18 protein-coding genes are annotated in these 22,801 nt (G+C 72.0%); 9 read left to right on the forward strand and 9 right to left on the reverse strand.

The genetic code is table 11. The features are described 5' to 3' along the window. Positions 1–33: 33 nt before the first annotated feature. Both ACZ7LU_RS31860 and ACZ7LU_RS31865 read right to left on the reverse strand, forming a co-directional pair. Positions 34–1,362 (reverse strand): cytochrome P450, encoded by a 1,329-nt coding sequence (locus ACZ7LU_RS31860; RefSeq protein ID WP_471918700.1) that lies wholly within the window; start codon positions 1,360–1,362, stop codon positions 34–36. Beyond that, positions 1,346–2,647, reverse strand: a complete 1,302-nt coding sequence (locus tag ACZ7LU_RS31865; RefSeq protein WP_471918843.1) for a glutamine synthetase family protein — start codon at positions 2,645–2,647, stop codon at positions 1,346–1,348. The genes ACZ7LU_RS31860 and ACZ7LU_RS31865 overlap by 17 nt, the downstream gene beginning before the upstream one ends. Before the next feature lie 721 nt (positions 2,648–3,368). Here ACZ7LU_RS31865 and ACZ7LU_RS31870 point away from each other — a divergent pair. Next, positions 3,369–4,160: an acetoacetate decarboxylase family protein gene (locus ACZ7LU_RS31870; protein WP_471918701.1), complete on the forward strand. Its 792-nt coding sequence runs from the start codon at positions 3,369–3,371 to the stop codon at positions 4,158–4,160. Between the two features lie 59 nt (positions 4,161–4,219). Further along, positions 4,220–4,804 (forward strand): MarR family winged helix-turn-helix transcriptional regulator, encoded by a 585-nt coding sequence (locus ACZ7LU_RS31875; RefSeq protein WP_468083097.1) that lies wholly within the window; start codon positions 4,220–4,222, stop codon positions 4,802–4,804. A 179-nt stretch (positions 4,805–4,983) separates the two neighbouring features. Here the strand turns inward: ACZ7LU_RS31875 and ACZ7LU_RS31880 are convergent, their stop codons facing one another. Next, the gene (locus tag ACZ7LU_RS31880; protein ID WP_471918702.1) at positions 4,984–5,763 is read right to left on the reverse strand and encodes a gamma-glutamyl-gamma-aminobutyrate hydrolase family protein; all 780 of its coding nucleotides are present in this window, start codon (positions 5,761–5,763) and stop codon (positions 4,984–4,986) included. A gap of 139 nt (positions 5,764–5,902) precedes the next feature. Here ACZ7LU_RS31880 and ACZ7LU_RS31885 point away from each other — a divergent pair, with 139 nt between their 5' ends. The 5 genes from ACZ7LU_RS31885 (at position 5,903) to ACZ7LU_RS31905 (ending at position 10,826) form a co-directional block, all read left to right on the forward strand. Further along, the gene (locus ACZ7LU_RS31885; RefSeq protein WP_471918703.1) at positions 5,903–7,459 is read left to right on the forward strand and encodes an aldehyde dehydrogenase; all 1,557 of its coding nucleotides are present in this window, start codon (positions 5,903–5,905) and stop codon (positions 7,457–7,459) included. 100 nt (positions 7,460–7,559) lie between these two features. After that, entirely contained in the window at positions 7,560–8,483 is a 924-nt protein-coding gene (locus ACZ7LU_RS31890; RefSeq protein ID WP_471918844.1) for a 3,4-dihydroxyphenylacetate 2,3-dioxygenase, read from the forward strand. Further along, positions 8,480–9,340: a fumarylacetoacetate hydrolase family protein gene (locus ACZ7LU_RS31895; RefSeq protein ID WP_470976149.1), complete on the forward strand. Its 861-nt coding sequence runs from the start codon at positions 8,480–8,482 to the stop codon at positions 9,338–9,340. Before ACZ7LU_RS31890 ends, ACZ7LU_RS31895 begins: the two co-directional genes overlap by 4 nt. A gap of 37 nt (positions 9,341–9,377) precedes the next feature. Further along, positions 9,378–9,575, forward strand: a complete 198-nt coding sequence (locus ACZ7LU_RS31900; RefSeq protein ID WP_362996863.1) for a ferredoxin — start codon at positions 9,378–9,380, stop codon at positions 9,573–9,575. 9 nt (positions 9,576–9,584) lie between these two features. Then, positions 9,585–10,826, forward strand: a complete 1,242-nt coding sequence (locus ACZ7LU_RS31905) for an NAD(P)/FAD-dependent oxidoreductase (protein WP_471918704.1) — start codon at positions 9,585–9,587, stop codon at positions 10,824–10,826. A 40-nt stretch (positions 10,827–10,866) separates the two neighbouring features. Here ACZ7LU_RS31905 and ACZ7LU_RS31910 read toward each other — a convergent pair whose 3' ends face one another. From ACZ7LU_RS31910 to ACZ7LU_RS31920, 3 genes are all read right to left on the reverse strand, one after another. After that, positions 10,867–11,439, reverse strand: a complete 573-nt coding sequence (locus ACZ7LU_RS31910) for a phosphatase PAP2 family protein (RefSeq protein WP_471918705.1) — start codon at positions 11,437–11,439, stop codon at positions 10,867–10,869. Between the two features lie 200 nt (positions 11,440–11,639). Continuing rightward, on the reverse strand, positions 11,640–14,375 hold the full coding sequence (ppdK, locus tag ACZ7LU_RS31915) for a pyruvate, phosphate dikinase (RefSeq protein ID WP_398297525.1): 2,736 nt from the start codon (positions 14,373–14,375) through the stop codon (positions 11,640–11,642). A 428-nt stretch (positions 14,376–14,803) separates the two neighbouring features. Further along, positions 14,804–16,090 carry an ROK family protein gene (locus ACZ7LU_RS31920; RefSeq protein ID WP_471918706.1) on the reverse strand — a complete coding sequence of 429 codons (1,287 nt, stop codon included), beginning with the start codon at positions 16,088–16,090 and terminating at the stop codon, positions 14,804–14,806. A gap of 193 nt (positions 16,091–16,283) precedes the next feature. Between ACZ7LU_RS31920 and ACZ7LU_RS31925 the strand changes: the two genes are divergently transcribed. Together ACZ7LU_RS31925 and ACZ7LU_RS31930 are read left to right on the forward strand one after the other, a co-directional pair. Then, complete coding sequence (locus tag ACZ7LU_RS31925) at positions 16,284–17,654, forward strand: MGH1-like glycoside hydrolase domain-containing protein (protein ID WP_471918845.1); 1,371 nt, start codon at positions 16,284–16,286, stop codon at positions 17,652–17,654. Further along, entirely contained in the window at positions 17,651–19,615 is a 1,965-nt protein-coding gene (locus ACZ7LU_RS31930) for an amylo-alpha-1,6-glucosidase (protein WP_471918707.1), read from the forward strand. Before ACZ7LU_RS31925 ends, ACZ7LU_RS31930 begins: the two co-directional genes overlap by 4 nt. A 2-nt stretch (positions 19,616–19,617) precedes the next feature. Here the strand turns inward: ACZ7LU_RS31930 and ACZ7LU_RS31935 are convergent, their stop codons facing one another. The 3 genes from ACZ7LU_RS31935 to ACZ7LU_RS31945 all read right to left on the reverse strand — a co-directional run bounded on the left by ACZ7LU_RS31935 (position 19,618) and on the right by ACZ7LU_RS31945 (position 22,750). After that, positions 19,618–20,454 (reverse strand): carbohydrate ABC transporter permease, encoded by an 837-nt coding sequence (locus ACZ7LU_RS31935; protein WP_398297519.1) that lies wholly within the window; start codon positions 20,452–20,454, stop codon positions 19,618–19,620. A 50-nt stretch (positions 20,455–20,504) separates the two neighbouring features. After that, entirely contained in the window at positions 20,505–21,419 is a 915-nt protein-coding gene (locus tag ACZ7LU_RS31940) for a carbohydrate ABC transporter permease (protein ID WP_471918846.1), read from the reverse strand. A gap of 65 nt (positions 21,420–21,484) precedes the next feature. Next, positions 21,485–22,750 carry an ABC transporter substrate-binding protein gene (locus ACZ7LU_RS31945; RefSeq protein WP_471918708.1) on the reverse strand — a complete coding sequence of 422 codons (1,266 nt, stop codon included), beginning with the start codon at positions 22,748–22,750 and terminating at the stop codon, positions 21,485–21,487. Positions 22,751–22,801 lie beyond the last annotated feature (51 nt).

Consider the following 22,801-nt stretch of genomic DNA (forward strand, 5'->3'; position numbering starts at 1 on the left):
CGGCCTCCGCGTACGGGCTGCTTGAGCGTCACGCTAGCTGAGCGTGACCGTCACGGGCAGCTCCTTGATCCCGTTGACGAAGTTGGACCGCACGCGCCGCACCTCACCGGCGACGCGGATGTCCGCGAGCCGCGGCAGCAGCTCCTCGAACATGACCCGCATCTCCAGGCGGGCCAGGGAGTTGCCGAGGCAGAAGTGCGGGCTGCCCTTGCCGAAGGTGACGTGGTCGTTGTTCTCGCGGGTGACGTCGAAGCGGTACGGGTCCGGGAAGACGTCCTCGTCGCGGTTGCCGGAGGCGAACCACAGCACGACCTTGTCGCCCGCCCTGATCCGCTTGCCGCCCAGCTCGACGTCACGGGTCGCCGTCCGCCGGAAGTGGTAGACGGGAGAGGCCCACCGCAGGCACTCCTCGACGGCGCCGGGGATCAGCGAGGGGTCGCCGACGAGTCTGGCGCGCTCCTCGGGGTGCTCGATGAGGGCGAGCATGGAGTGCGAGATGGCGTGCCGGGTGGTCTCGTTCCCGGCGACGACGAGCAGCAGGAAGTAGTTGTCGAAGTCGGTCGCGGAGAGCGGCACCCCGTCCCGGGGCGAGCTGTTCACCAGCGCGCTCACGAGGTCGTCCCCGCCCCCGCCCCGCCGCCGGGCCGCCAACTCCCTCCCGTACGCGAAGACTTCAAGAGCGGCAGGCGACCGAAAAGGCAGGTTCCGATACCGCTCGCTCTCCTCGCTCTCCAGCAGCACGTCCGCGTAATCGGGGTCGGTGTTGCCGATGATGCGGTTGCCCCAGTCGATGAGCCGCTGGGTGTCCTCCTCGGGTACGTCGAGCATGCGCGCGAGCACGTTGATGGGAAAGTCGGCGGACACCTCCCGCACGAAGTCGAAGGTCCCCTTGGGCAGGGCGGCGTCGAGCGTGCGCGCCGTGAGCCCCCGCAGGAACGTCTCGTACGTCGCGACGGCCCGCGGCGTGAACCGCTTCTGCAGGATGAGCCGCATGGCCCGGTGCCGCAGCCCGTCGGTCTCCAACAGCGAACGGCGCAGGGCGATGTGGTCCTCGTCCACCTCCTCCAGGTTGGTGAACCTCTCGGAGGTGAAGGTCTCGGGATCGCGGTCGACCCGCACGATGTCGGCGTGCCGGGTGACCGCCCAGAAACCGGAGTTGGGCGGCGGCTCGGGCTGCCAGTGGACGGGATCCTCGCGACGCAGCACGTCGAACATCCGCCAGGGCAGCGCAGGGTCGGTGAACCGGTCGTTGTCGGCGAGGTCGACGTCGGCGAGGGAAAGGACCCCGGCCGAAGCCCGGTCGGATGAGATCCGGTCGGATGAGTCCCGGTCGGTTGTGTTCCGGTCAAATGAGAAACGCATACTCACCGAACTCCCAGTCAGTCACCGCCAGTTGACACCTCTCGACTTCATTGCGCTTGTACGTCAGGAAGGCGCGGACGAAGCCGTCGCCGAGCAGTCCGGTGAGCGCCTCATCGGCTTCCAGGGCGTCGAGGGCGGCGGGGAGAGTGGCGGGCAGCCGGGCCGCTGAGGTCTCGTCGTAGCCGTAACCCTCCAGCGGGGCGGGCGGTTCGGGCTTGTCGCGCAGCCCGAGCAGCACAGCGGCGACAGCGCCCGCGACCAGGAGGTAGGGGTTGGCGGACGCGTCACCGAGACGCAGCTCCAGCCTGGCCCCCGCGCCGCGCTCGGGCGGTATGCGGACCATGGCGCTGCGGTTGTCGAGACCCCAGTCGATCAGCCAGGGGGCGAGGGTGTCGGGCCCGAAGCGCTTGTAGGAGTTGACGGTCGGATTCAGCAGGGCGGTGAGCGCGGGCGCGTGCCGCAGGACACCGCCGACGGCGTGCCGGGCGGTGGCGGAGAGCCCGCCGTCAGCATGCGGATCATCAAAGATATTCCGCCCGTCGGCGTCGACCAGTGACAGATGCGCGTGGAACCCGGACCCGCCGAGCCCGTTGAAGGGCTTCGCCATGAAGGTCGCGAGCCGCCCCTCGTGGCGGGCGGCCTCCTTGACGGCGGCCTTGAAGAAGAAGGCGCGGTCGGCGGCGTCCAGGGCCCCGGAGTGATCGAGATTGATCTCGAACTGCCCGCCGTCGAACTCGTGGTTCCCCGCGATGACGCCGATGCCGAGCTCGCCCAACAGCCTGAGTGTGCGCAGCAGATGACCGTCGGGGTCGCCGCGCCGCCCGGCGCTGTACACGTTCCCCGTGGCGCCGCCGTAGGGGACCCAGCCGGACGCGGCTGCCGGGGAGGCGTCGCACAGGAAGTACTCCAGCTCGGGTCCGACGACGACGGAGATCCCGTCGTCGCCCACGTACTCGCCCGTCCGGTCGAGGACCCGCCGCAGCAGGGCGCGGGGCGACTCGGCGACGGGCGCTCCCGTGCGCGGATCGAGACTGTCGCCCAGGCACCAGGCGACGCCGGGCTCCCACGGCAGCGGCTTGAGTGTGCGCAGATCCGGTTGTACGCAGATGTCGGGGAGCCCCGCGTCGAGTCCTCCCGCGACGGGGACGACGTCTCCCCTGGGGGTGGTGTGGTAGACGGCGCGGCAGAAGGTCAGGCCGTGCCCGCAGGCTCCCGGCAACTGTCCGACGAGGACGTCGCGTCCGCGGTCCGCCCCGAGGAGGTCGGGGTAGATGACGCGGACGATGTCGGTGCCGGTGGTGCGGAGGGCCTCGACGGTTTCCGTGACGTGGGTGTCCTCGCCGGTGGCCCTACCGGGGTCCCCACACGGGTCCCCACCCTGGGATGGTGCGCTCGCTTCACTCACCCGTGCCCAGCCTTTCTGGGGGTGCGATGTCCGATGCGCGGTTGTTGTTTGACCTCAAACGATAGGAAGGGTGGGGGGTTGCACGCAAGGGGGTGGGGGCGGGTGGGTGGTTGCCCTGCGCTGTCCTGCTGGGGTAGGAGCCCCAAGCCCGCCGCTTCGCGGCGGATGCTTCCCACCCACCCACCCGTTTGCCCCGCGACGTCCTGCGGGGGTAGGGGCGGGGTGGGTGGGGGTCTGCCCGCGCTGTCCCGCTGGGGTAGGAGCGCCGAGCCCGCCGCTTCGCGGCGGATGTTCCCCACCCACCCACCCGTTTGCCCCGCGACGTCCTGCGGGGTAGGGGCACGGCCCCCCACCGGGCCGCAGGCGCAAACGCTCGCGAGGGGACGTGGGGGTATGTGCGAACGGAGCACCGAGCATACTCTGGCGTCTTTGGACTTGAGGCTCGGCGCAGGGATGGCGAGTACGCACATACCCCCGCGGCCCCGCCCCACAGACGAAGCAAAGGCGAACCCCGCCCAAGGCGCCCCCGCCAGAACCCGTGACAGCGCACCACGCCCAGGCGTACCGTACGGGATCAAACGAGTCGCGGAAGGGGCTGGTCATGGCCGGACCCAGGGGATTCCTGCCGCCCAAGAGCGCCACCGGCCGGTCCTCCATCGTGCCCCCACCCCCCTGGCACTACTCCGGCGACCTCCTCACCATCGAGTACCGCACCGACCCGGCCCGCGTCCGCGAACTCCTCCCCGCCCCCCTCGACCCCGCCCCGGACGACCCCGGCGCCGTCGCCCTCATCTGGGCCGACTGGCAGTCCTGCGGCGCCGACAGGGCCGAACTCCTCGACCCCGTCCGCGCCCAGTACAAGGAGTGCTTCGCGGTCGTCCGCTGCGCCTACCGCGGCCGCACCTACTCCCGCTGCGTCTACATCTGGGTCGACAAGGACTTCGCCATCGCCCGCGGCAACCACCAGGGCTACCCGAAGAAGCTCGGCTCCATCCACCTCACCCGCCCCCACCCCTACGGCCCCGCCCCCCGCATCGAACCCGGCGCGGCCTTCGGCGCCACGCTCGCCGCCGCCGACCACCGCCTCGCCCAGGCGGTGGTCACCCTGCGCGCCCCCTCACCCACCAACGGCTTCGTCAACGCCCACCCCATGGCCCACCACCGTCAACTCCCCTCCATCGACGGCAAGGGCCTGGCCCTGGACGAGCTGATCGAGTCGGGCGCCGCGGCCTTCGAGGGCGGCCAGGCCTGGTCGGGCGAGGCCGAACTCGACCTCTTCGAGGCGCCCACGGAGGAGCTGGCCGCGCTCACCGTCGAGGAGCCGATCGGCGCGTACTACCGTCAGGTGGGCGTCACCTGGAACGGCGGGACGCTGCTGGAGCGTGAGCTGTAGACACCTGGCCGGCCCCGCCCGGCCGAGCACGAACCACATGAGCAATGAGGAGACACCGAGTGACGGGCCACCGCACCATCCGCGAGACCGAGAAGGCGGTCCGGGCCAAGCTCGGCGACACAGGAACCCCTGTCCAGTACGCGCAGATGGCCGCCGTCTCGAACATCTACCGCGCGGCGGCGGCCGTACGGCAGCACTTCGAGAACTCCGTGCTCCGCGGCGCCGAACTGACGTGGACCTCCTTCGTGGTCCTCTACGTCGTCTGGATCTGGGGCGAGACGGAGACGCGTCATGTCGCCGAGGAGGCCGGCATCTCCAAGGGCACGCTCACGGGGGTGGCCCGCACCCTCATGGGGCGGGGCCTCGTCGAGCGCCGCGGTCACCCCGACGACGGCCGGCTCGTGCTGCTCCGCCTCACGGACGAGGGCGAGCGCCTCATGGGTGAGGTCTTCCCCGCCTTCAACGCCGAGGAGGCGTTCGTCACGGAGGGGCTGTCGGACGAGGAGTGCGAGACGTTGGCGGATCTGTTGCGCAGGATCGTCGTACGGACGGAGGAGGAGGGGGACGGGCGTCGGCAGCGCCTCCTGGGTGGGGCGCCGCCCGTTCCCCGGCGCAGCGGCCGCAGACCCAAACGATCCGCTTAGCCCCGGCCCCCGCGCCCCGTGGCTGGCGCCCCGCCTCGTGCGTTCGCTGCGGGTTGTGGGGGTTGGTCGCGCAGTTCCCCGCGCCCCTGGGGGTGGTTGCGGTGCGTGGTTCTCTGCCGGGTCGTGGGGGCTGGGCGCGCAGTTCCTCGCGCCCCTGAACGGGCGCTTGTGGGTGGGGGTTACTCAGTTTGGGGTGCGGCTGCTCGGATCAGGGACTCGAATAAGCCCTGCTGGCCCGCATCCTTCTCCGCCGTATCCTCCGGGTGCCACTGCACCGCGGTGAACCACCCACGTCCACCCACAAGTTCCAGCGCCTCGATGGTTCCGTCGGCCGCCCACGCGGCGGCGGTGAGGCCCCGCGCGAGGCGGTCCACGCACTGGTGGTGGTAGCAGGAGACCACCACCTCACCGGAACCCACCCCACCCGCACCCGCACCTGCCCCCGCACCCGCACCCATCGCCCGCGCCACCGTCGACCCGGCCGCCACCCGCACCGGGTGCAGCACATGGCGGTGCTCCGCGCCGGGGCCGCCCATGTCCTGGCACAACGTGCCGCCGAGGGCGACGTTCACCGCCTGCAGCCCGCGGCACACCGCCAGGGTGGGCAGGCCAGCGGCCAACGCGCAGTCGACCAGGGCGAGATCGAAGTCGTCCTGCGCGTCATCGACGTCGTACACCGCACTGTGCACTCGCGGTCCCCCTTCAGGGGGCGATCCCCGCCCCACCCCGTACCGCCACGGCGCGATGTCCCCGCCGCCCGGCAGCAGCAGTCCGGCGCAGCGCGACAGCCGTTCGGCGGCCTCCTCCGGGGGGCCGGGGAGCATCATGAACGGCTCGCCGCCCGCGCGGAACACGGCCTCGGCGAGGGCGCGGGCGGTGACGACGGCGGCGTAGCGGAGGGCGGAGGTCGTCGCGGCGTACCGCTGGGGGAGGGCGATCAGTGGCCGGCGGCATGGCATGGAGACCTCCCCACGGCCGGGATGGAGCGGTGCTCGTTTGGTCCCAAACGGTAGAGCAATAAGGCGTCCCTTACGAGGGGTTGACCCCCGTCTGCTCCCGCTCGTACGTTGTTTGGGTTCAAACGAACTGGAGGCAGTGATGGCTCAGGCTCCTCCCACCGCGACCCCCGAGGACGCACCCGCGACCCCCAAGGACGCACTCGCGATCGTCGAAGGCGTGCCCATCGACACCCGCCACTGGATCGACGGCACCCGCGTGCCCTCCGCCTCCACCTTCACCGACCACTCGCCCATGGGCATGGGCATGGACATGGGCATGGGCATGGACGGCGCCCCGCTCGCCCGCATCGCACGTGGCGGCCCCGGCGAGGCACGTGCCGCCGTGGTCGCCGCCCGTACCGCGTTCCCCGGCTGGGCGGCGACGCCGCCCGCCGAGCGGGCCCGGCTCCTGCACGCCGTCGCCGACGGCGTCGACGCCCGCGCCGAGGACCTCGCGGCGGTCGAGACCGCCGACAACGGCGCGCTGCTGCGCTCGCACCGCCGCGGCGTCATGCCGCGCGTCGCCCACAACTTCCGCTACTTCGCCGACCGGCTCCTCGCCCTCGGCCACGAGGACTTCGACACGAGGGGCCACACGAACCACGTCAGCTGGGACCCGGCGGGCCCGGCCGTGCTCATCACCCCGTGGAACGCCCCCCTGATGCTGGCCAGTTGGAAGGTCGCGCCGGCGCTCGCGGCGGGCTCCACCGTCGTGCTCAAACCCGCCGAGTGGACCCCCCTCACCGCTTCCCTCCTCGCCGACATCACGCATGAGGCGGGGCTGCCGCCGGGCGTCTTCAACCTCGTGCAGGGGTACGGCGACGAGGCCGGGGCGGCCCTCACCGCCGACCCCGACGTGCGCCGCGTCAGCTTCACCGGCTCCGTGCCCACCGCCCGCCGCGTCGCCGGGGCCGCCGCCGCCCACCTCGTGCCCTGCAGCTTCGAGCTCGGCGGCAAGTCGCCGCTGCTCGTCCTCGCCGACGCCGACCTGGAGCTTGCCGCCGACCTCGCCGTGGAGCAGTACGACAACGCGGGGCAGGTCTGTCTCGCCGCCACCCGCATCCTCGTCGAGGAGCCCGTGCGCGACGCCTTCCTCGACCGCTTCCTCGACCGGGTCTCGAAGCTGACGCAGGGGGATCCGCGCGACGAGGCCACCGACATCGGGCCCAACATCCACCCCCGGCACGTGGAGCGCGTCGACGGGTTCGTCCGCCGTGCCGTCGAGGCGGGCGCGAAGGCCGTCACCGGGGGCGGCCGCAACACAGCGCTCGGCGGGAACTATTACCTCCCCACCCTCCTCACCGACGTCGCCCAGGACTCCGAGATCGTCCAGGAGGAGGTCTTCGGGCCGGTCCTCACCCTCCAGACGTTTCCCGAAGGCGACGACGACGAAGCCGTGCGCCTCGCCAACGGCACCCGGTTCGGCCTCGCCGCCACCCTCGTCGCCGGCGACCGCGACCGTGCCGCCCGGATCGGCGCACGGCTCGTGGCGGGCACGGTCTGGGTCAACTGCTTCTTCGTACGCGACCTCTCCGCGCCCTTCGGCGGCTCGCGCGATTCCGGCATCGGGCGCGAGGGCGGCGACTGGTCCTTCGACTTCTACTGCGACCTCAAGAACACCGTGACCGCGCCGAGTGGGTGGGCCCGCCATGGATGAGGCCAGGGGGGACGTCAGGGGCGAGGCCATGGGTGAGGCCAGGGAGGACGTCAGGGGTGAGGCCATGGGTGAGGCCAGGGAGGACGTCAGGGGTGAGGCCATGGGTGAGGCCAGGGGCGAGATCGTCGGGGCCGGGCTCCTCGCCCACGTACCGACCATCGTGCTGCCCGAGGAGACGCGCAGGGAGCTCAACGAAGGCCGCGAGATCAGCCTCGTCCCCGGCCTGCGCACCCTGCGTGCCGACGTCTTCGAGGCGCTCGACTACGACACCGTCGTCGTCCTCGACTCGCACTGGGCGACGACCGTCGAGTTCGTGGTCTCCGCACACCACCGCCGCGCCGGGCTCTTCACCTCCGAAGAGCTGCCGCGCGGCATGTGCCGCATGCCGTACGACTACCCGGGCGACCCCGAACTCGCCCACTCCGTCGCGCGGTTCGCGGAGAAGCACGACACCTGGATCACCCCGATCGACGACCCCTTCCTGCCCGTGTACTACGCCACGATCAACCTGTGGACGTACCTGGGCCACGGCCTCCCCGAGAAGAAGTGGGTCTCGATCGGGGTCTGCCAGACCGGTGACGTCGAGGACCACCTGCGGCTCGGCCGCGCGATCGCCGAAGGCATCGGCGCGCTGCCCGGCCGCAAGGTCCTGCTCATCGCGTCCGGCGCCCTCTCGCACACGTTCTGGCCGCTGCGCGAACTGCGCGCCCACGAGGCGAGCGACCCCTCCCACATCCGGACGCCCGAGGCGCGCGCCGCCGACCGGCAGCGCATCGAGTGGTTCGAGCGCGGCGACCACGCCCAAGTCCTGCGCACCATGCCGGAGTTCCTGGCGCACCGGCCCGAAGCCCGATTCGGGCATTACCTCATGATGATCGGGGCCCTCGGCGAGGAGCGCTGCACCGCCCCCGGGCGCCCCTACAGCGCGTACGAGAACTCCGTCGGGACCGGGCAGATCCACCTCTGGTTCGACCGCCCGTCCGACGGCTGGACCGGAACCGAGCAGAAGGAGGCAGCCGCATGAGGGCGGCGAGCACCATCGAGTACCGCCGCGTCCTCCTCGACGGAGCCGCTGTCCAGGTCGTGCGCGACGGCGACGAACTCGTGGCCCCGGACGGGCGCCGCGTCAAGGCCTCCGAGGCGCACCACCTCCCTCCCGTGCGACCCTCCAAGGTGATCGCCGTGCACCTCAACCACCGCAGCCGGGTGGCGGAGTTCGGGGTCGCGCTGCCGCCCGCGCCCACCTACTTCCACAAGCCCGTCTCCGCCCTCAACGCCCACGGCGGTGCGGTCGTACGGCCCGAGGGCTGCAAGTACCTGAACTACGAGGGCGAGATCGGCATCGTCATCGGCCGCACCTGCCGCAACATCGCTCCCGCGCAGGCCGGTTCGTACATCGCGGGCTATACCGTCGCCGACGACTTCGGCCTGCACGACTTCCGCGACACCGACGCCGGGTCGATGCTCCGCGTCAAGGGCTCCGACACGCTCTGCCCGCTCGGCCCCGGCCTCGTCACCGGCTGGGACTTCCGCGGCAAGTACCTGCGGACGTACGTCAACGGCGTGCTCGTGCAGGACGGTTCGACGGACGAGATGGCCTGGGACATGCACTACCTCGTCGCCGACATCGCCCGCACGATCACCCTGGAGCCGGGCGACGTACTGCTCTCCGGGACGCCCGCGGGGTCCCGCCCCGTCCGCCCCGGGGACGTCGTCGAGGTCGAGGCCGAGGGCCTCGGACGGCTCACCAACCACGTCGTCACCGGGCCGACGGCGATCCGCACCGACGTCGGCGCCCAGCCCACCGCGTCCGAGGAGGTCCTCTCCACGGCGCTGGGCGGCGACTGGGAGTACCGCGGCATCCGCCCACCGCGCCGCTGAGGCTTTTCGAACCCCCCGTACTGGCAGAGGAGTTGAAATGGGCCGAGTCATCGTCACCGTGGACCTGGACGTCTGTCAGGACCACGGGCAGTGCGTGTTCGCCGCGCCGGACATCTTCCGGCTCGACGGCGAAGGGCACCTCGCGTACGTCGACTCGCCCGACGAATCGCTGCGCGCCGACGCGGAGGACGCGGCCGACGTCTGCCCGCTGCAGGCCATCCGGGTCGAGGGCTGAGGCCCGAGCATGGCGGCAGCGGCAGCGGCAGCGGCAGCGGCAGCGGCAGCGGCGGCGGTGGGGATCGCCGTCGTGGGCGCCTCCCTGGGCGGGCTGCGCGCGGCGGAGCAGCTGCGGGCCGCGGGCTGGCGGGGAGCGATCACCGTGTTCGGTGACGAGCCCCACCTCCCGTACAACAGGCCGCCGTTGTCCAAGCAAGTCCTCGCGGGCGAGGTGCCCGCCGGTGCCACCCGATTGCGCCGCCGCCCCAGCGTCGAGGACGTCGAATGGCGTCTGGGCGTGGCGGTCGCGTCCGCCGATCTGGCCGCGCGCACGCTGACGCTGGCCGACGGTTCGGCGTACGTGTACGAGGGTCTCGTGGCCGCGACGGGGGTGCGGCCACGACGACTCCCGCTCACCGGGGGCCCGCCCCGGCACGTCCTCCGCACGCTGGAGGACTCGGCGGCTCTGGCCGCCGGGCTGGTGGCGGGCGCCCGGGTGCTGGTGATCGGCTCCGGGTTCATCGGCTGCGAGGTGGCGGCGACAGCGCGTACGGCGGGCTGTGACGTGACGGTCGTCGCGCCGGAGGCCGAGCCGATGCTCCTCGCGGTCGGCGAGGACCTCGCCCGGGCGCTGCGGCGCCGCCACGAGGCGCGGGGCGTACGCTTCCTGATGGGCCGCCTGGTGACCGAACTCGCGCCCCACACGGCCGTGTTGGACGACGGCACCGAGGTCCCGGCAGACCTGGTGGTCGAGGCGGTCGGCTCACTGCCCAACACCGAATGGCTGGCGGCGACCCCCGGACTGGATCTGACCGACGGGGTGCTCTGCGACGCCCACCTGCGCGTCGGAGGCCTCCCGCACGCGGTAGCCGTCGGCGACGTCGCCCGCTTCCCGAACCCGCGCTACGGCCCCGTGCCGCGCCGCGTCGAACACTGGTCGGTTCCCGGCGACACCGCCCGCCACGCGGCCCGCACCCTGGTCGCGGGCCTGACCGGCACCGCCCGGCCCGACCCCGCCCCCTTCGCCCCGCTCCCGTCTTTCTGGAGCGACCAGTACGCACTGCGCCTGCAGTCCTTCGGCCAGCCCTCCCTCGCCGACCACTGCCACCTCCTGCAAGGCGACCCGACCGCCCCCGAAGGCGACCTGCTCTACGCCTACTACCAAAACGAACACCTGATCGCCATAACCGCCCTGGGCGGCCCCACAGCAACGACAGCGGCATCCCACCACCGCGCCCACCTGCTACCACTCCCCGAACCAGCACCCTGACCCAACACCCCGCCCACCGCCACACAGGCGACCCGGCTCCTCAGCGGAGCGCCGGTGGCAGCCGGCCCACCCAGTGGCGCAGCAGCAGGCGAGGCGCCTGGCGGGTGAGCCACGCCGTGGTGAGGCCGATCGTGGCGCCGGCGGCGACGTCGGTCGGGTAGTGGGCGCCGGACTGCACGCGTTCGACGGCGACCATGGCGGCCGGTACCGCGCACAGCCCGCCGGCGAGCGGCCAGCTCGGGATGACGGCGGCGGTGAAGGCCACGGCGGCGGCGGTGTGTCCGGAGGGGAAGGACGAGGACTCGGAGCGGTCTTCGACGTCGTCGTGGGGGATCCACTCCTTGGGCGGCCGGGGTCTGTCGACGAGCTGCTTGCCCACGCCGTTGGAGACGAGCTGCGCCACGGCCATGGACGCGAGGCCCGCGACGGCGGCCGTGCGGCCCCGGCGGCCGCCCGTGCAGGCCATCACCGCGGCCGCACCCCACCACAGCTTCGTGCTCTCCGCCATCTCCTCCACCGCCGACAGCGCCCGGTGAAGGCCGGGCGGCGCACCGGCGGCGATCCGCTTGGTCAGGTGACGGTCTACCTGGTGTGTTTTTGCCAGCAAGCCCATGACCAGTGAGTATCCCGTTGATCATCAGCCATGCCCGCGCGAAACGGGAACGGGACGGGAAACGGAAAGGCAGCACCCCCGCACGGGTGCTGCCTCTCCATCGCGAACCGGAACCGCCGCCGCATCGGTACTGAGGGTCGGGGACGCGGCGACGGTCCCGGGGTCGGGCCGGGGCCCGTACGGACCCCGGAAACTGCGGGCTACCGGTGGTCGCTGCCCACCGAGTGGGACGCCGCGCGGCCGGCCTCCAGGCGGGCCACCGGGATGCGGAACGGCGAGCAGGAGACGTAGTCCAGGCCCACCTCGTGGAAGAAGTGCACGGACTCCGGGTCGCCGCCGTGCTCGCCGCAGACGCCGAGCTTGAGGTCGGGGCGCGTGGCGCGGCCGGCCTCGACCGCGTCCTTCACCAGCTTGCCGACGCCGTCCTTGTCGATCGTCTCGAAGGGGGAGACACCGAAGATGCCCTTTTCCAGGTACGCCGTGAAGAAGCTCGCCTCCACGTCGTCCCGCGAGAAGCCCCAGACGGTCTGCGTGAGGTCGTTCGTGCCGAAGGAGAAGAACTCGGCGGCCTCCGCGATCTGGTCGGCCGTCAGCGCGGCGCGCGGCAGCTCGATCATCGTGCCGAGGGCCAGCTTCAGCTCGACGCCGGTGGTCTCCTGGACCTCCGCGATGACCTGCTCGGCCTCCTCGCGGACGATCTCCAGCTCCTGGACGGTGCCGACGAGCGGAATCATGATCTCCGCGCGCGGGTCGCCCTTGGCGGTCTTCCGCTCGGCCGCGGCCTCCGCGATCGCACGGACCTGCATGGTGAACAGACCCGGGATGACGAGGCCGAGGCGCACGCCGCGCAGGCCCAGCATCGGGTTCTGCTCGTGCAGGCGGTGCACGGCTTGGAGGAGGCGCAGGTCGTTCTCGTTGGCGTCCTTGCGGGACTCGGCGAGCGCGACGCGGACGGACAGCTCCGTGATGTCGGGCAGGAACTCGTGCAGCGGCGGGTCGAGCAGCCGGACCGTCACCGGCAGGCCGTCCATCGCCTCGAAGAGCTCCACGAAGTCGCGCTTCTGCAGCGGCAGAAGCTCCTTCAGGGCGTCCTCGCGCTCCTCGTCGGCGTCGGCGAGGATGAGCCGCTCGACCATCTCGCGGCGCTCACCGAGGAACATGTGCTCGGTGCGGCACAGGCCGATGCCCTGCGCGCCGAAGCGGCGGGCCCGCAGCGCGTCTTCCGCGTTGTCCGCGTTGGCGCGGACCCGGAGCCGGCGCACCCGGTCCGCGTACGCCATGATCCGGTGCACGGCGGCGACCAGCTCGTCGGCGTCGTCGGCGCCCGCGTGCATGCGGCCCTCGAAGTACTCGACGACGGGGGAGGGGACCACCGGCACCTCGCCGAGGTAGACCTTGCCCGTCGAGCCGTCGATGGAGACGACGTCGCCCTCCTCGACGACGGTGTCGCCCACCGTCATCCGGCGGCGCTTGGTGTCGACCTCCAGCTCCTCGGCGCCGCAGACACAGGTCTTGCCCATGCCGCGCGCCACGACCGCCGCGTGCGAGGTCTTGCCGCCGCGCGAGGTCAGGATGCCCTCGGCGGCGATCATGCCGTCGAGGTCGTCGGGGTTGGTCTCGCGGCGGATCAGGATGACCTTCTCGCCGGAGCGCGACCACTTGATGGCGGTGTACGAGTCGAAGACGGCCTTGCCGACCGCGGCACCCGGCGACGCGGCGATGCCGCGACCCAGCTGCTCGACCTTGGCGCTCTCGTCGAAGCGGGGGAACATCAGCTGCGCGAGCTGCGCGCCGTTGACGCGCTGGAGCGCCTCGGCCTCGTCGATCAGCCCCTGGTCGACGAGCTGCGTCGCGATGCGGAAGGCGGCACCGGCGGTGCGCTTGCCGACGCGGGTCTGGAGCATCCACAGCTGGCCGCGCTCGATGGTGAACTCGATGTCGCACAGGTCCTTGTAGTGCGTCTCGAGGGTCTCCATGATCTGCATGAGCTGGTCGTACGACTTCTTGTCGATCTGCTCCAGATCGGCGAGCGGCACGGTGTTGCGGATGCCCGCGACGACGTCCTCGCCCTGCGCGTTCTGGAGGTAGTCGCCGTACACGCCCTGGTGGCCGCTGGCCGGGTCGCGGGTGAACGCGACGCCCGTGCCGGAGTCGGGGCCGAGGTTGCCGAAGACCATCGAGCAGACGTTGACGGCCGTGCCGAGGTCGTGCGGGATGCGCTCCTGGCGGCGGTAGAGCTTGGCGCGGTCGGTGTTCCACGACTCGAAGACCGAACGGATCGCGAGGTCCATCTGCTCGCGCGGGTCCTGCGGGAAGTCCCGCCCGGCCTCCGTCTTGACGATCTTCTTGAACTTGGTGACCAGCTTCTTGAGGTCGGCGGCCTCCAGGTCGGTGTCGACCGTGACCTTCTTGGCCTCCTTGGCCTTCTCCAGCGCGTCCTCGAAGAGGTCGCCGTCGACGCCGAGGACGGTCTTGCCGAACATCTGGATGAGCCGGCGGTACGAGTCCCACGCGAAGCGGTCGTCGCCGGACTGCTTGGCGAGGCCGGTCACGGACTTGTCGGAGAGCCCGATGTTCAGGACGGTGTCCATCATGCCGGGCATCGAGAACTTGGCGCCCGAGCGCACCGAGACGAGCAGCGGGTCGTCGGCCTGGCCGAGCTTCTTGCCCATCTTCTTCTCGAGGGCGTCGAGGTGCGCACTCACCTCGTCGCGCAGCTCGACGGGCTCCTCGCCGCTGTCGAGGTACGTCTTGCAGGCCTCGGTGGTGATGGTGAAGCCCGGGGGGACGGGCAGCCCGAGGTTGGTCATCTCGGCGAGGTTCGCGCCCTTCCCGCCGAGCAGGTCCTTGAGGTCCTTGTTGCCTTCGGTGAAGTCGTAAACGAACTTAACGCCCTCACTCGTGTGAGCTACGTGGGGATCTTTGTTTTCCGACACGGGTCTCGGCTCCTCGAGGACTCGGTGGCTGCCCTGACGGCCAGGAACATACCCAGATCGAAGGCACCTGGGTACGTCCACTTGTGCGTCATACGGCCGTAACCACCCGTCCGCCGCTAGATCGAAAGTGACTCGGGAGTAGCGGGGGAGGGAAACGTGTCTTCAAGACTTGAACTCGCGACCCGCGTAGAACCCATAAAACGCTCAGGTGAGCGGAGTAAACTCAGATGTGAGTTCACCTCATGAATGATCGAGCAGTGGCACTGAGTGCCACCCCTTGGAGAAGTGCAGTCGGCCATGAAGCGCTCATCTGAGCGCAAGGCCTATCAGGGGTGGCGAGAATCACGCCGTTTGAAGGGGCTGAATGTCAGCATCCGGACCTCCGCGGAGGGGGCGGGGCCGCCTTCGCGGGCGATTCGCGCGCCGCGCTACACGCCGAGCGCGACGAGCCGGTCCTCCACCCGTTCCGGGGCGTACAGGTGCTCGACCACGAGCTTTCCCGCGCCGATGAGCGCCGCGTGCTCGCCCAGGCGCGAGGTGACCACCTCCAGGTGGGCCGTGGAGCGCGGCAGCGCGCGCTGGTAGAGCAGCTCGCGGACGCCCGTCAGGAAGGGGGTTCCGGCCAGATCTCCGGCGATCATCAAAACGCCCGGGTTCAGCAGCGTCACGACCGTCGCCAGGACCTCCCCGACGTGCCGCCCGGCCTCCCGCGCGAACCCCACGGCGACCGGGTTCCCCGCCTCCAGGAGGCGTCGCACGTCCGAGCCGGACGCCGCGGGTACGCCCGCCTCCGTCAGTCGGCGGGCCACGGCGCGGCCGCTGGCCACGGCGGCCAGACAGCCGTACGAGCCACACTTGCAGAGCGCGCCCGCCCCCTCGGGCACCCGAATATGCCCGATGTCGCCGGCACCCCCGTCGATGCCCCGGTAGACCTCACCGCCGACGACGACCCCGGCCCCGATGCCCGTGGACACCTTGACCAACGCGAAGGCCGAACAGTCCGGGTAGTGGGTGCGCTGCTCCCCGTACGCCATGAGGTTGGCATCATTGTCGACAACCACCGGCACCTCGGCGTCCACCCCGACGGTCCCCCTACCGGCCCCGCCGCCCGCCCGCTCGACGAGCCCACCACCCCCCACCCCCTCGACGAACGCCCGGCGCAGTCGCCCCCTTATGTCGTAGCCGTCCCAGCCCGGCATGATCGGTGGCTGGACGACGCGGCCCGTGGCGCTGTCCACGGGGCCCGGTACGGCGAGGCCCATGCCGCATGCCGAAGCGGGCGAGTGTCCCGTTTCGCGCAGGAGTTCGCCGAAGCGGATGCCGAGTTCGCCGAGGACCACGTCGGGGCCGGCCTCGATGGCGAGGGGCGTCGACCGTTCGGCGAGGATCTCGCCGCCGAGGGTCAGCAGGGCGGTGCGGGCGTGCCGGGTCTCCAGGGCGGCGGCGAGGACGACGGCGTGCGTGTCGTCGAACTCCAGCCGGCTCGCGGGCCGCCCCCCGAGCGGCGAGTCCACCGGCGCTCCGGCCCCCTCCCGCAGCCACCCCGCGCGGAAGAGCCGGTCGAGCCGCTGTCCGACGGTGGCCCGGGACAGCCCGGTGACCTGCTGGAGGGCGCCCCGGGTGGTGGCGCGGCCGCTGCGCACGAGGTGCAGCAGGTCTCCGGCGCCGCCGGAGGTGGCGCCGGTTCGCATCCGTCCGCGGCCTGCCGTGTGCATGCGCCCTCCCGCGCTCGTCCGCTCCTTGTGCGCCCCAACTCCACGTTACATAGTGGGTTTTGCGTGCTGAGTAGACGTAACTCTAGGCTGAAGTGAACTGAACTGACAGGGCGTCGAGTCTTCCCGGGAGGACCGCGTGGACCGCAGTACGACCACCTGGCCCGCCGCTCACCGTGCCGCCGCCCGGCGGCGGATGCTGCGGGAGCGGGCGGCCGAGGTGCTGCGGGCCAACTGGACGGGCACGTCGACCGTCCCGTCCCGCGCCCTCTACCCCCACCAGTGGTCCTGGGACTCGGCCTTCATCGCGATCGGCCTGCGCCACCTCTCGCCGCTGCGGGCCCAGTCCGAGCTGGAGACGCTCCTCGCCGCCCAGTGGGGCGACGGCCGCGTCCCGCACATCGTGTTCGACGACGCCGTCCCGCTCGACGCGTACTTCCCGAGCCCCGACTTCTGGCGCTCCACGACGGCGGGCCGCCCGGCCGGCGCACCCCGTGACGTGCAGACCTCCGGCCTCGTGCAGCCGCCGGTGCACGCGCTCGCCGCCTGGCTGGTGCACCGCGCGGATCCCGGACTGTCCAGGGCCCGCTCCTTCCTCGCCCGCCTCCATCCGCGCCTGGCCGCCTGGCACCGCTATCTGCTGTCCGCCAGGGACGCGGGTGGCGCGGGCCTCGCTGCCGTGCTGCACCCCTGGGAACAGGGCATGGACAACAGCCCCTGCTGGGACGGCCCGTTGAGCCGCGTCGAGCCCGCAGAACCGGGCGCCTACCGCCGCGCGGACCTGGCCCATGGGGCGCCCGAGGACCGGCCGACGGACCTGGACTACGGCAGGTACGTGCGGCTGGCGGCCGACTATCGGGACCGGCGGTACGCGGACGACGCGGGCCCCGGCGCCTTCTCGGTCGAGGACCCCGCCTTCAACGCGCTGCTCATCACGTCCGAGTACGCGCTCGCTCGGATCGAGGAGGAACTGGCTGCCGAAGGCGCCGTGTTGACGGATGACCCGGACGAGCGACGGGCCCGTGCGAAGGTGCTGACCGGGACCCTCGTGAGCCGTCTCTGGGACCCGTGCCGTGAGCTCTTCCTCTGCCGCGACCTGCGCGCCCCCGGCCCGCACGGGGAACTCGTCGTCGAGCGCGGCGTCGCCGGTCTCGTCCCCCTCGTCCTGCCCGCGCTGCCGCCCGGCATCGCCGCGGCCCTGGTGCGCACCGCGTGCGGCCCGCACTTCGGGCTCGGCGGCCCGGCACGGCTCGTGCCGAGCTACGACCTCACGGGGCACGCCTTCGACCCGCGGCGGTACTGGCGCGGGCCCGCCTGGTTCAACACCAACTGGCTCCTGGTGAAGGGGCTGCGGCTGCACGGCGCACACGTGCGGGCCGACGCACTGCGGGACGCACTGCTCGACGCGGCGCTCACCTCCGGGTTCGCCGAGTACGCCGACCCGTACACCGCCCGGGGGAGCGGCGCCCGCGGCTTCGGCTGGACCGCGGCGCTCGCGCTGGATCTGCTGCTCGACGACGTCCGGGGCGAGCGGGCCGGGCCCTCCGGAGGAGAGGTGTGGGCATGAGTGATCGGCATCGGCTGCTGGTGCGGGGGCGGACGTTCGCGGCCGTCGGCACGGGCGGCGACATCAGCGGCGTCGGCGCCGCGCGCGGCGGCGGCGCGGGGCCGGACGGCCTGTTCGTGCGGGACGCGCGGCATCTCAGCCGCTGGCAGCTGACCGTCGACGGGGCCGTCCCCGAGGTCCTCACGCCCGTGGACACGTCCGGCGCGGCGGGCGGCACGGCGCGCTGTGTCCTGGTGCCGCGCGGCAGCCGCCTGGAACCTCCCGCGTACACCGTCTTCCGTGAACAGGCCGTCGCGGACGGCGTGTTCGTCGAGACCCTGCGGGTCCTGAGCAACCGCCCGGTGCCGACCCGGGTGGGGCTCGCGCTGACCGTGGACGCCGACTTCACCGACCAGTTCGAGCTGCGCGCCGATCACCGCACGTACGCGAAGCCGGGCGCCGTCAGGTCACGGCGGCCGCTCGACGCGGGCGAGGGCGTCGAGTTCACCTACCGGCGGGGCGAGTGGCGCTCCCGTACGACGGTGACGGCCGACCCGGCACCCGACGGCATCGAGGAGACCGGGACCGGTGCGCGGCGCCTCGTATGGACGCTGGAGCTCGACCCGCACGCCTCGGCGGAGGTGGCACTGCGTGCCGCCGCACAGCCGCACGGAGAGCCCCCGCCGCACGCGCCCCCGTCCGCCGCCGAGGCCGGGCGCCAACTCGCCGCGATCGAGGCGGAGTACGCGTCCGGCGTCGCGCTGCCCACCGCCTGGCCGGAGCTCGCGGCGGCCTGCGCGCGCGGCCTCGCGGACCTCGCCGTGCTCCAGGTCCCGGCGAAGGGCCCCGACGGCGAGGACCTCCAGGTGCCCGGCGCCGGAGTGCCCTGGTTCCTCACGCTCCTGGGCCGCGACGCCCTGCTGACCTCCCTCTTCGCGCTGCCCTACCTGCCGCGCCTGGCCGCCGCGACGCTGCCCGCGCTCGCCGCGGCGCAGGCCACGGAGGCCGTGGCCGACGCGGTCGCCCAGCCGGGCAAGATCGTCCACGAGGTGCGGCACGGCGAGCTCGCGCACTTCGGACAGGTGCCGTTCGGCCGCTACTACGGCTCGGTCGACGCGACCCCGCTCTTCCTGGTGCTCCTCGGCGCCTACACGGAACAGACCGGCGACGGCACGCTCGCCCGCCGCCTGGAGCCGCACGCCAGGGCCGCCGTCGGCTGGCTGCTCGACCACGGCGGGCTCACCTCGCGCGGCTACCTCGTCTACCGCGCGGACGAGGGCGGCCTCGCCAACCAGAACTGGAAGGACTCGCCCGGCGCGATCTGCTCCGCCGACGGCAGCGGGGCGACGGGACCCGTCATGGCGGCGGGCGCGCAGGGCTACGCGTACGACGCCCTGCGGCGCACCGCCCGCCTCGCGCGGACCGTCTGGGACGACAAGGTGTACGCGGACCTGCTCACACAGGCGGCGGCCGACCTGCGGGACCGCTTCCAGCGGGACTTCTGGATGCCGGACCGCGACTTCCCCGCGCTCGCCCTCGACGGCGAAGGGCACCGGCTCGACGCGCTCGCCTCGGACGCGGGCCACCTGCTCTGGTCCGGGCTGCTCGACAAGGAGTACGGCGAGACGGTGGGCCGCCGCCTCCTGGAGCCCGACTTCTTCTCCGGGTGGGGCGTACGGACCCTCGCGGCCGGACAGCCCGCGTTCCACCCCCTCTCCTACCACCGCGGCTCGGTGTGGCCGCACGACAACGCCCTGATCGCGCTGGGCCTCGCCCGCTACGGCCTGCACGACGAGGCCCGCACGGTGGCCCGCGCCCTGGTCTCCGCGGCCACCACGGCGAACGGCCGCCTCCCGGAGGTCCTCGCCGGCTACGACAAGCACACCCACCCGACCCCGGTCCCGTACCCCCACTCCTGCATCCCGGAATCCCGCTCGGCGGCGGCCCCTCTGGCCCTGCTGACGGCCGTGGGCGGTGCGTGACCTCAGTCGTCGATCCCCGACCGCTCCACCCCCGCCACGATCCACCGCTGGAAGAACAGGAACACCACCAGCAGCGGGACGATCGAGACCGCTGCCGCGACGAACAGTTCGTGCAGGCGGATGACCTGGGACGTCGTGAAGGTGGCGAGGGCGACCTGGACCGTCCACGCGTCGCGGTCCTGGCCGATGACCAGGGGCCACAGGAAGGAGTTCCACGCGCCGATGAACACGATCGTGCCGACGGCCGCGAAGACGGGGCGGGAGTTGGGGACGACCACGCGCCAGTACGTGCGCCAGTAGCCGAGCCCGTCCACCCGCGCCGCGTCCTCCAGCTCCCTGGGGAAGCCCAGGAAGTACTGGCGGAAGACGAAGCAGGCGAACGCGGAGAACAGGGTCGGGACGATCAGGCCGCGCAGGGTGGAGACCCAGCCGAGCGACGAGACCAGGACGAAGCTCGGGACGAAGGTGACGGCGGCCGGGACCATCATCGTGCCGAGGATCGCGTAGAAGACCCGGTCGGCGTGGCGGTAGGGGATGCGGGCCAAGCCGTAGCCCGCGAGAGAGGCCAGGACGAGGGTGCCGAGCGTCGTCGCGACGGCGATCAGCGACGAGTTGAGCAGCGCGCGGGCCATCGGCACGGCCGGGTCGGCGAAGAGCTCGGAGAGGTTCGACCAGTGCAGCGTCGAGGGGAAGAACGTCCAGTCGGGGGAGGTGATGTCGTCCTCGGACGCGAGGCCGTTGCGGACGAGGAGATAGAAGGGGATCAGGAACAGCAGCGCGAGGGCGACGAGCAGGACGACGCGCAGCGCGCGCCCCACGCGGACCAGGGCGTCGTCCATGGGCGGCCTGTTCGCGGAAGGGGAAGGGGGAGGAGAAGGGGGCACGGGATTCAGTCCTCCTTTCTGCCGAGGCCGAACCAGCGTGCCTGGCCGACCGTCACCACCGCGATGATCAGCGCGAGGAGCACCGCGCCCGCGCTGCCGAGGCCGAGGTTCTGCTCCCGGCCGAGCGCCGTGTAGTAGAGGTAGACGAGCGGTGGGCGGGCGTGGGGCGGATAGCCGCTGGAGGTCGAGAGCAGGTTGTAGAACTCGTCGAAGGCCTGGAAGGCGTTGATGACGAGGAGCAGCGTGACGGCGACCGAGGTCGCGCGCAGCTGCGGGAGCGTGAGGTGGCGCAGGACCTGCCAGCCGGGCCGCGCCCCGTCCACGGCGGCCGCCTCGTAGAGGGTGGGGGAGATGCGTTGCAGGCCCGCCAGGAACAGGATCATGTAGAAGCCCGCCTGGAGCCAGAGCCGCACGGTGACGATGACCAGCCAGTACCAGGGCGGTTCCGTCGTCGAGAGCCAGGCGACCTGCTCGGCGCCGAACCAGTCGAGGACGGTGTTGGCGAGCCCGAACCGCACCCCGTTGAAGATCGACAGCTTCCAGATCAGCGCCGCCACGACGTAGCTGCACGCCGCCGGGAGGAAGAAGACGGACCGGAAGAACGCCTGGGCGCGCCGCATCCGGTTCACCATCAGGGCGAGCGCGAGCGACAGCACGAAGGTCGTCGGGACGATGAACGCCGAGAAGACCGCGAAGGTGACGAGGCTGTCGGTGAACGCCTCGTTCCGCAGCATCGACGTGTAGTTGTCGAGGCCGACGAAGTCGTCGGGCGAGACGGTGTTGTGGGCGTCGAAGAAGCTGAGGTACACGCTCCAGGCGAGCGGCACATAGGTGAAGAGGGCCAGGCCGAGCGCGAAGGGGCCGACGAACACCCAGAACCAGAGGGTGCGGTTCTGGGTGCCGAGGAGCCGGCTCTTCACGGGAGCACTGCTCTTCACGGGGGCGCCGCTCTTCGCACGGGCGCCGCTCCCGACGCGGGTGCGGCTCACGACTTCTTCCTGACCCGGTCCAGCTCCGCCCGCACCTTCCGTACGACGGACTTGAGCTCGCTCTCGGGATTCGCGCCGGACTTGATGATCCGGCTCAGCGCGTCCTGGTACGCGGTGCGGCTCGCCGGCGTCCACAGCAGCGGCTCGGAGTAGCCGTTCTCCGTGGAGTAGCGCACGGCGTCCGCCGCCGGGCCCTCCTTCAGCTTGTCGGCCTTCTTCGCGAGGGAGAGCCTGGCCGGGATGTGGAAGCCGTAGGAGAGCGCGAAGTCCTCCTGGTACTCCGTCCTGTCGATCCACAGCCACTTCAGGAAGTCCTTCGCCTCCTTCTTGTGGTCGCTGCGGGCGCTCACCGCCGCGCCGTACGACCCGACGGGCAGCGACGCCTTGCCGTCCGGGCCGTCGGCGGGCAGCGCGAGGACACCGAAGTCGTCGCCCAGCTCCTTCTTCACCGCGGGCAGCGCCCACAGCCCGCACCACTGCATGGCGGTCAGCTCCTGCACGAACGCGGACGGGTCCGACCAGTCGGCGGGCGCGCCGAGCAGCAGCGACTTGTCCGCGTACAGCCGGCGCAGCTTGCCGAGGGTGCGGGCGGCCGCCGGGTCGTCGAAGCCGACCTTCCCGTCGTCGGTTACGGAGGAGAGGCCCGCCGCGTACAGGGGCGTGACGCCGAGGGCGCCCGCGCCGCCGTCGTTGCCGAGGAAGAGGCCCTTCACGTCCTTCGTGGTGAGCGCCTTCGCCGCGTCGACCAGCTCGTCCAGGCTCTCCGGCGGCCGCACCCCGGCGTCGTCGAGCAGGCTCTTGCGGTAGTAGAGCAGGTGCATGTCGACGACCTGAGGGATCGCCCAGATCTTCCCGTCGTACGTCTTGGGGGCGAGCACGGCCGGATTGAAGTCGTCCCGCACGCCTTCGAACAGGTCGGTGAGGTCGACGACCTGGCCGCCCCGGATCTGGTCCAGGGAGGGGCCGTTGACCTCGAAGACGTCGGGGCCGGAGTCCGTGAGCAGCGCCGCCGCGGTCTGCTCGTCGTAGTTGCCCGGACGCCACTGGACGCTGACGTCCGCCTTCTCGTACGCGGCGGCGTACCGCTTCACGGCCTGCTCGGTGCCCGCCTCGCCGTACTGGTGGTACCACTGCGCGAGCCGCGGGCCCTTGCCGCCCGAGCCGCCGCCGTCGCGCCCTGTGTTGGACCCGCACGCGGTGAGCAGCCCGAGCGCCGCGCCCGTCGCACCTGTCCCGAGAAGTGTCCTGCGGCTGATGGCCATGCTGGTCGTCCCCCTGCGTGACGTAGGTGTGTGCCGGGCCCAACGATCAAC

It is taken from the genome of Streptomyces sp. NPDC039462 (assembly GCF_055639375.1).

Excerpts from the sequence above, each read along its gene's own strand:
- ACZ7LU_RS31895 (WP_470976149.1), top strand. The coding sequence starts at position 8,480 with ATGAGGGCGGCGAGCACCATCGAGTACCGCCGCGTCCTCCTCGACGGA.
- ACZ7LU_RS31870 (WP_471918701.1), top strand. The coding sequence starts at position 3,369 with ATGGCCGGACCCAGGGGATTCCTGCCGCCCAAGAGCGCCACCGGCCGG.
- ACZ7LU_RS31860 (WP_471918700.1), bottom strand. The coding sequence starts at position 1,362 with ATGCGTTTCTCATTTGACCGGAACACAACCGACCGGGACTCATCCGAC.
- ACZ7LU_RS31945 (WP_471918708.1), bottom strand. The coding sequence starts at position 22,750 with ATGGCCATCAGCCGCAGGACACTTCTCGGGACAGGTGCGACGGGCGCG.
- ACZ7LU_RS31910 (WP_471918705.1), bottom strand. The coding sequence starts at position 11,439 with ATGGGCTTGCTGGCAAAAACACACCAGGTAGACCGTCACCTGACCAAG.
- ACZ7LU_RS31930 (WP_471918707.1), top strand. The coding sequence starts at position 17,651 with ATGAGTGATCGGCATCGGCTGCTGGTGCGGGGGCGGACGTTCGCGGCC.
- ACZ7LU_RS31885 (WP_471918703.1), top strand. The coding sequence starts at position 5,903 with ATGGCTCAGGCTCCTCCCACCGCGACCCCCGAGGACGCACCCGCGACC.
- ACZ7LU_RS31890 (WP_471918844.1), top strand. The coding sequence starts at position 7,560 with ATGGGTGAGGCCAGGGGCGAGATCGTCGGGGCCGGGCTCCTCGCCCAC.
- ACZ7LU_RS31905 (WP_471918704.1), top strand. The coding sequence starts at position 9,585 with ATGGCGGCAGCGGCAGCGGCAGCGGCAGCGGCAGCGGCAGCGGCGGCG.
- ACZ7LU_RS31920 (WP_471918706.1), bottom strand. The coding sequence starts at position 16,090 with ATGCACACGGCAGGCCGCGGACGGATGCGAACCGGCGCCACCTCCGGC.
- ACZ7LU_RS31935 (WP_398297519.1), bottom strand. The coding sequence starts at position 20,454 with ATGGACGACGCCCTGGTCCGCGTGGGGCGCGCGCTGCGCGTCGTCCTG.
- ACZ7LU_RS31925 (WP_471918845.1), top strand. The coding sequence starts at position 16,284 with ATGCTGCGGGAGCGGGCGGCCGAGGTGCTGCGGGCCAACTGGACGGGC.
- ACZ7LU_RS31900 (WP_362996863.1), top strand. The coding sequence starts at position 9,378 with ATGGGCCGAGTCATCGTCACCGTGGACCTGGACGTCTGTCAGGACCAC.
- ACZ7LU_RS31880 (WP_471918702.1), bottom strand. The coding sequence starts at position 5,763 with ATGCCATGCCGCCGGCCACTGATCGCCCTCCCCCAGCGGTACGCCGCG.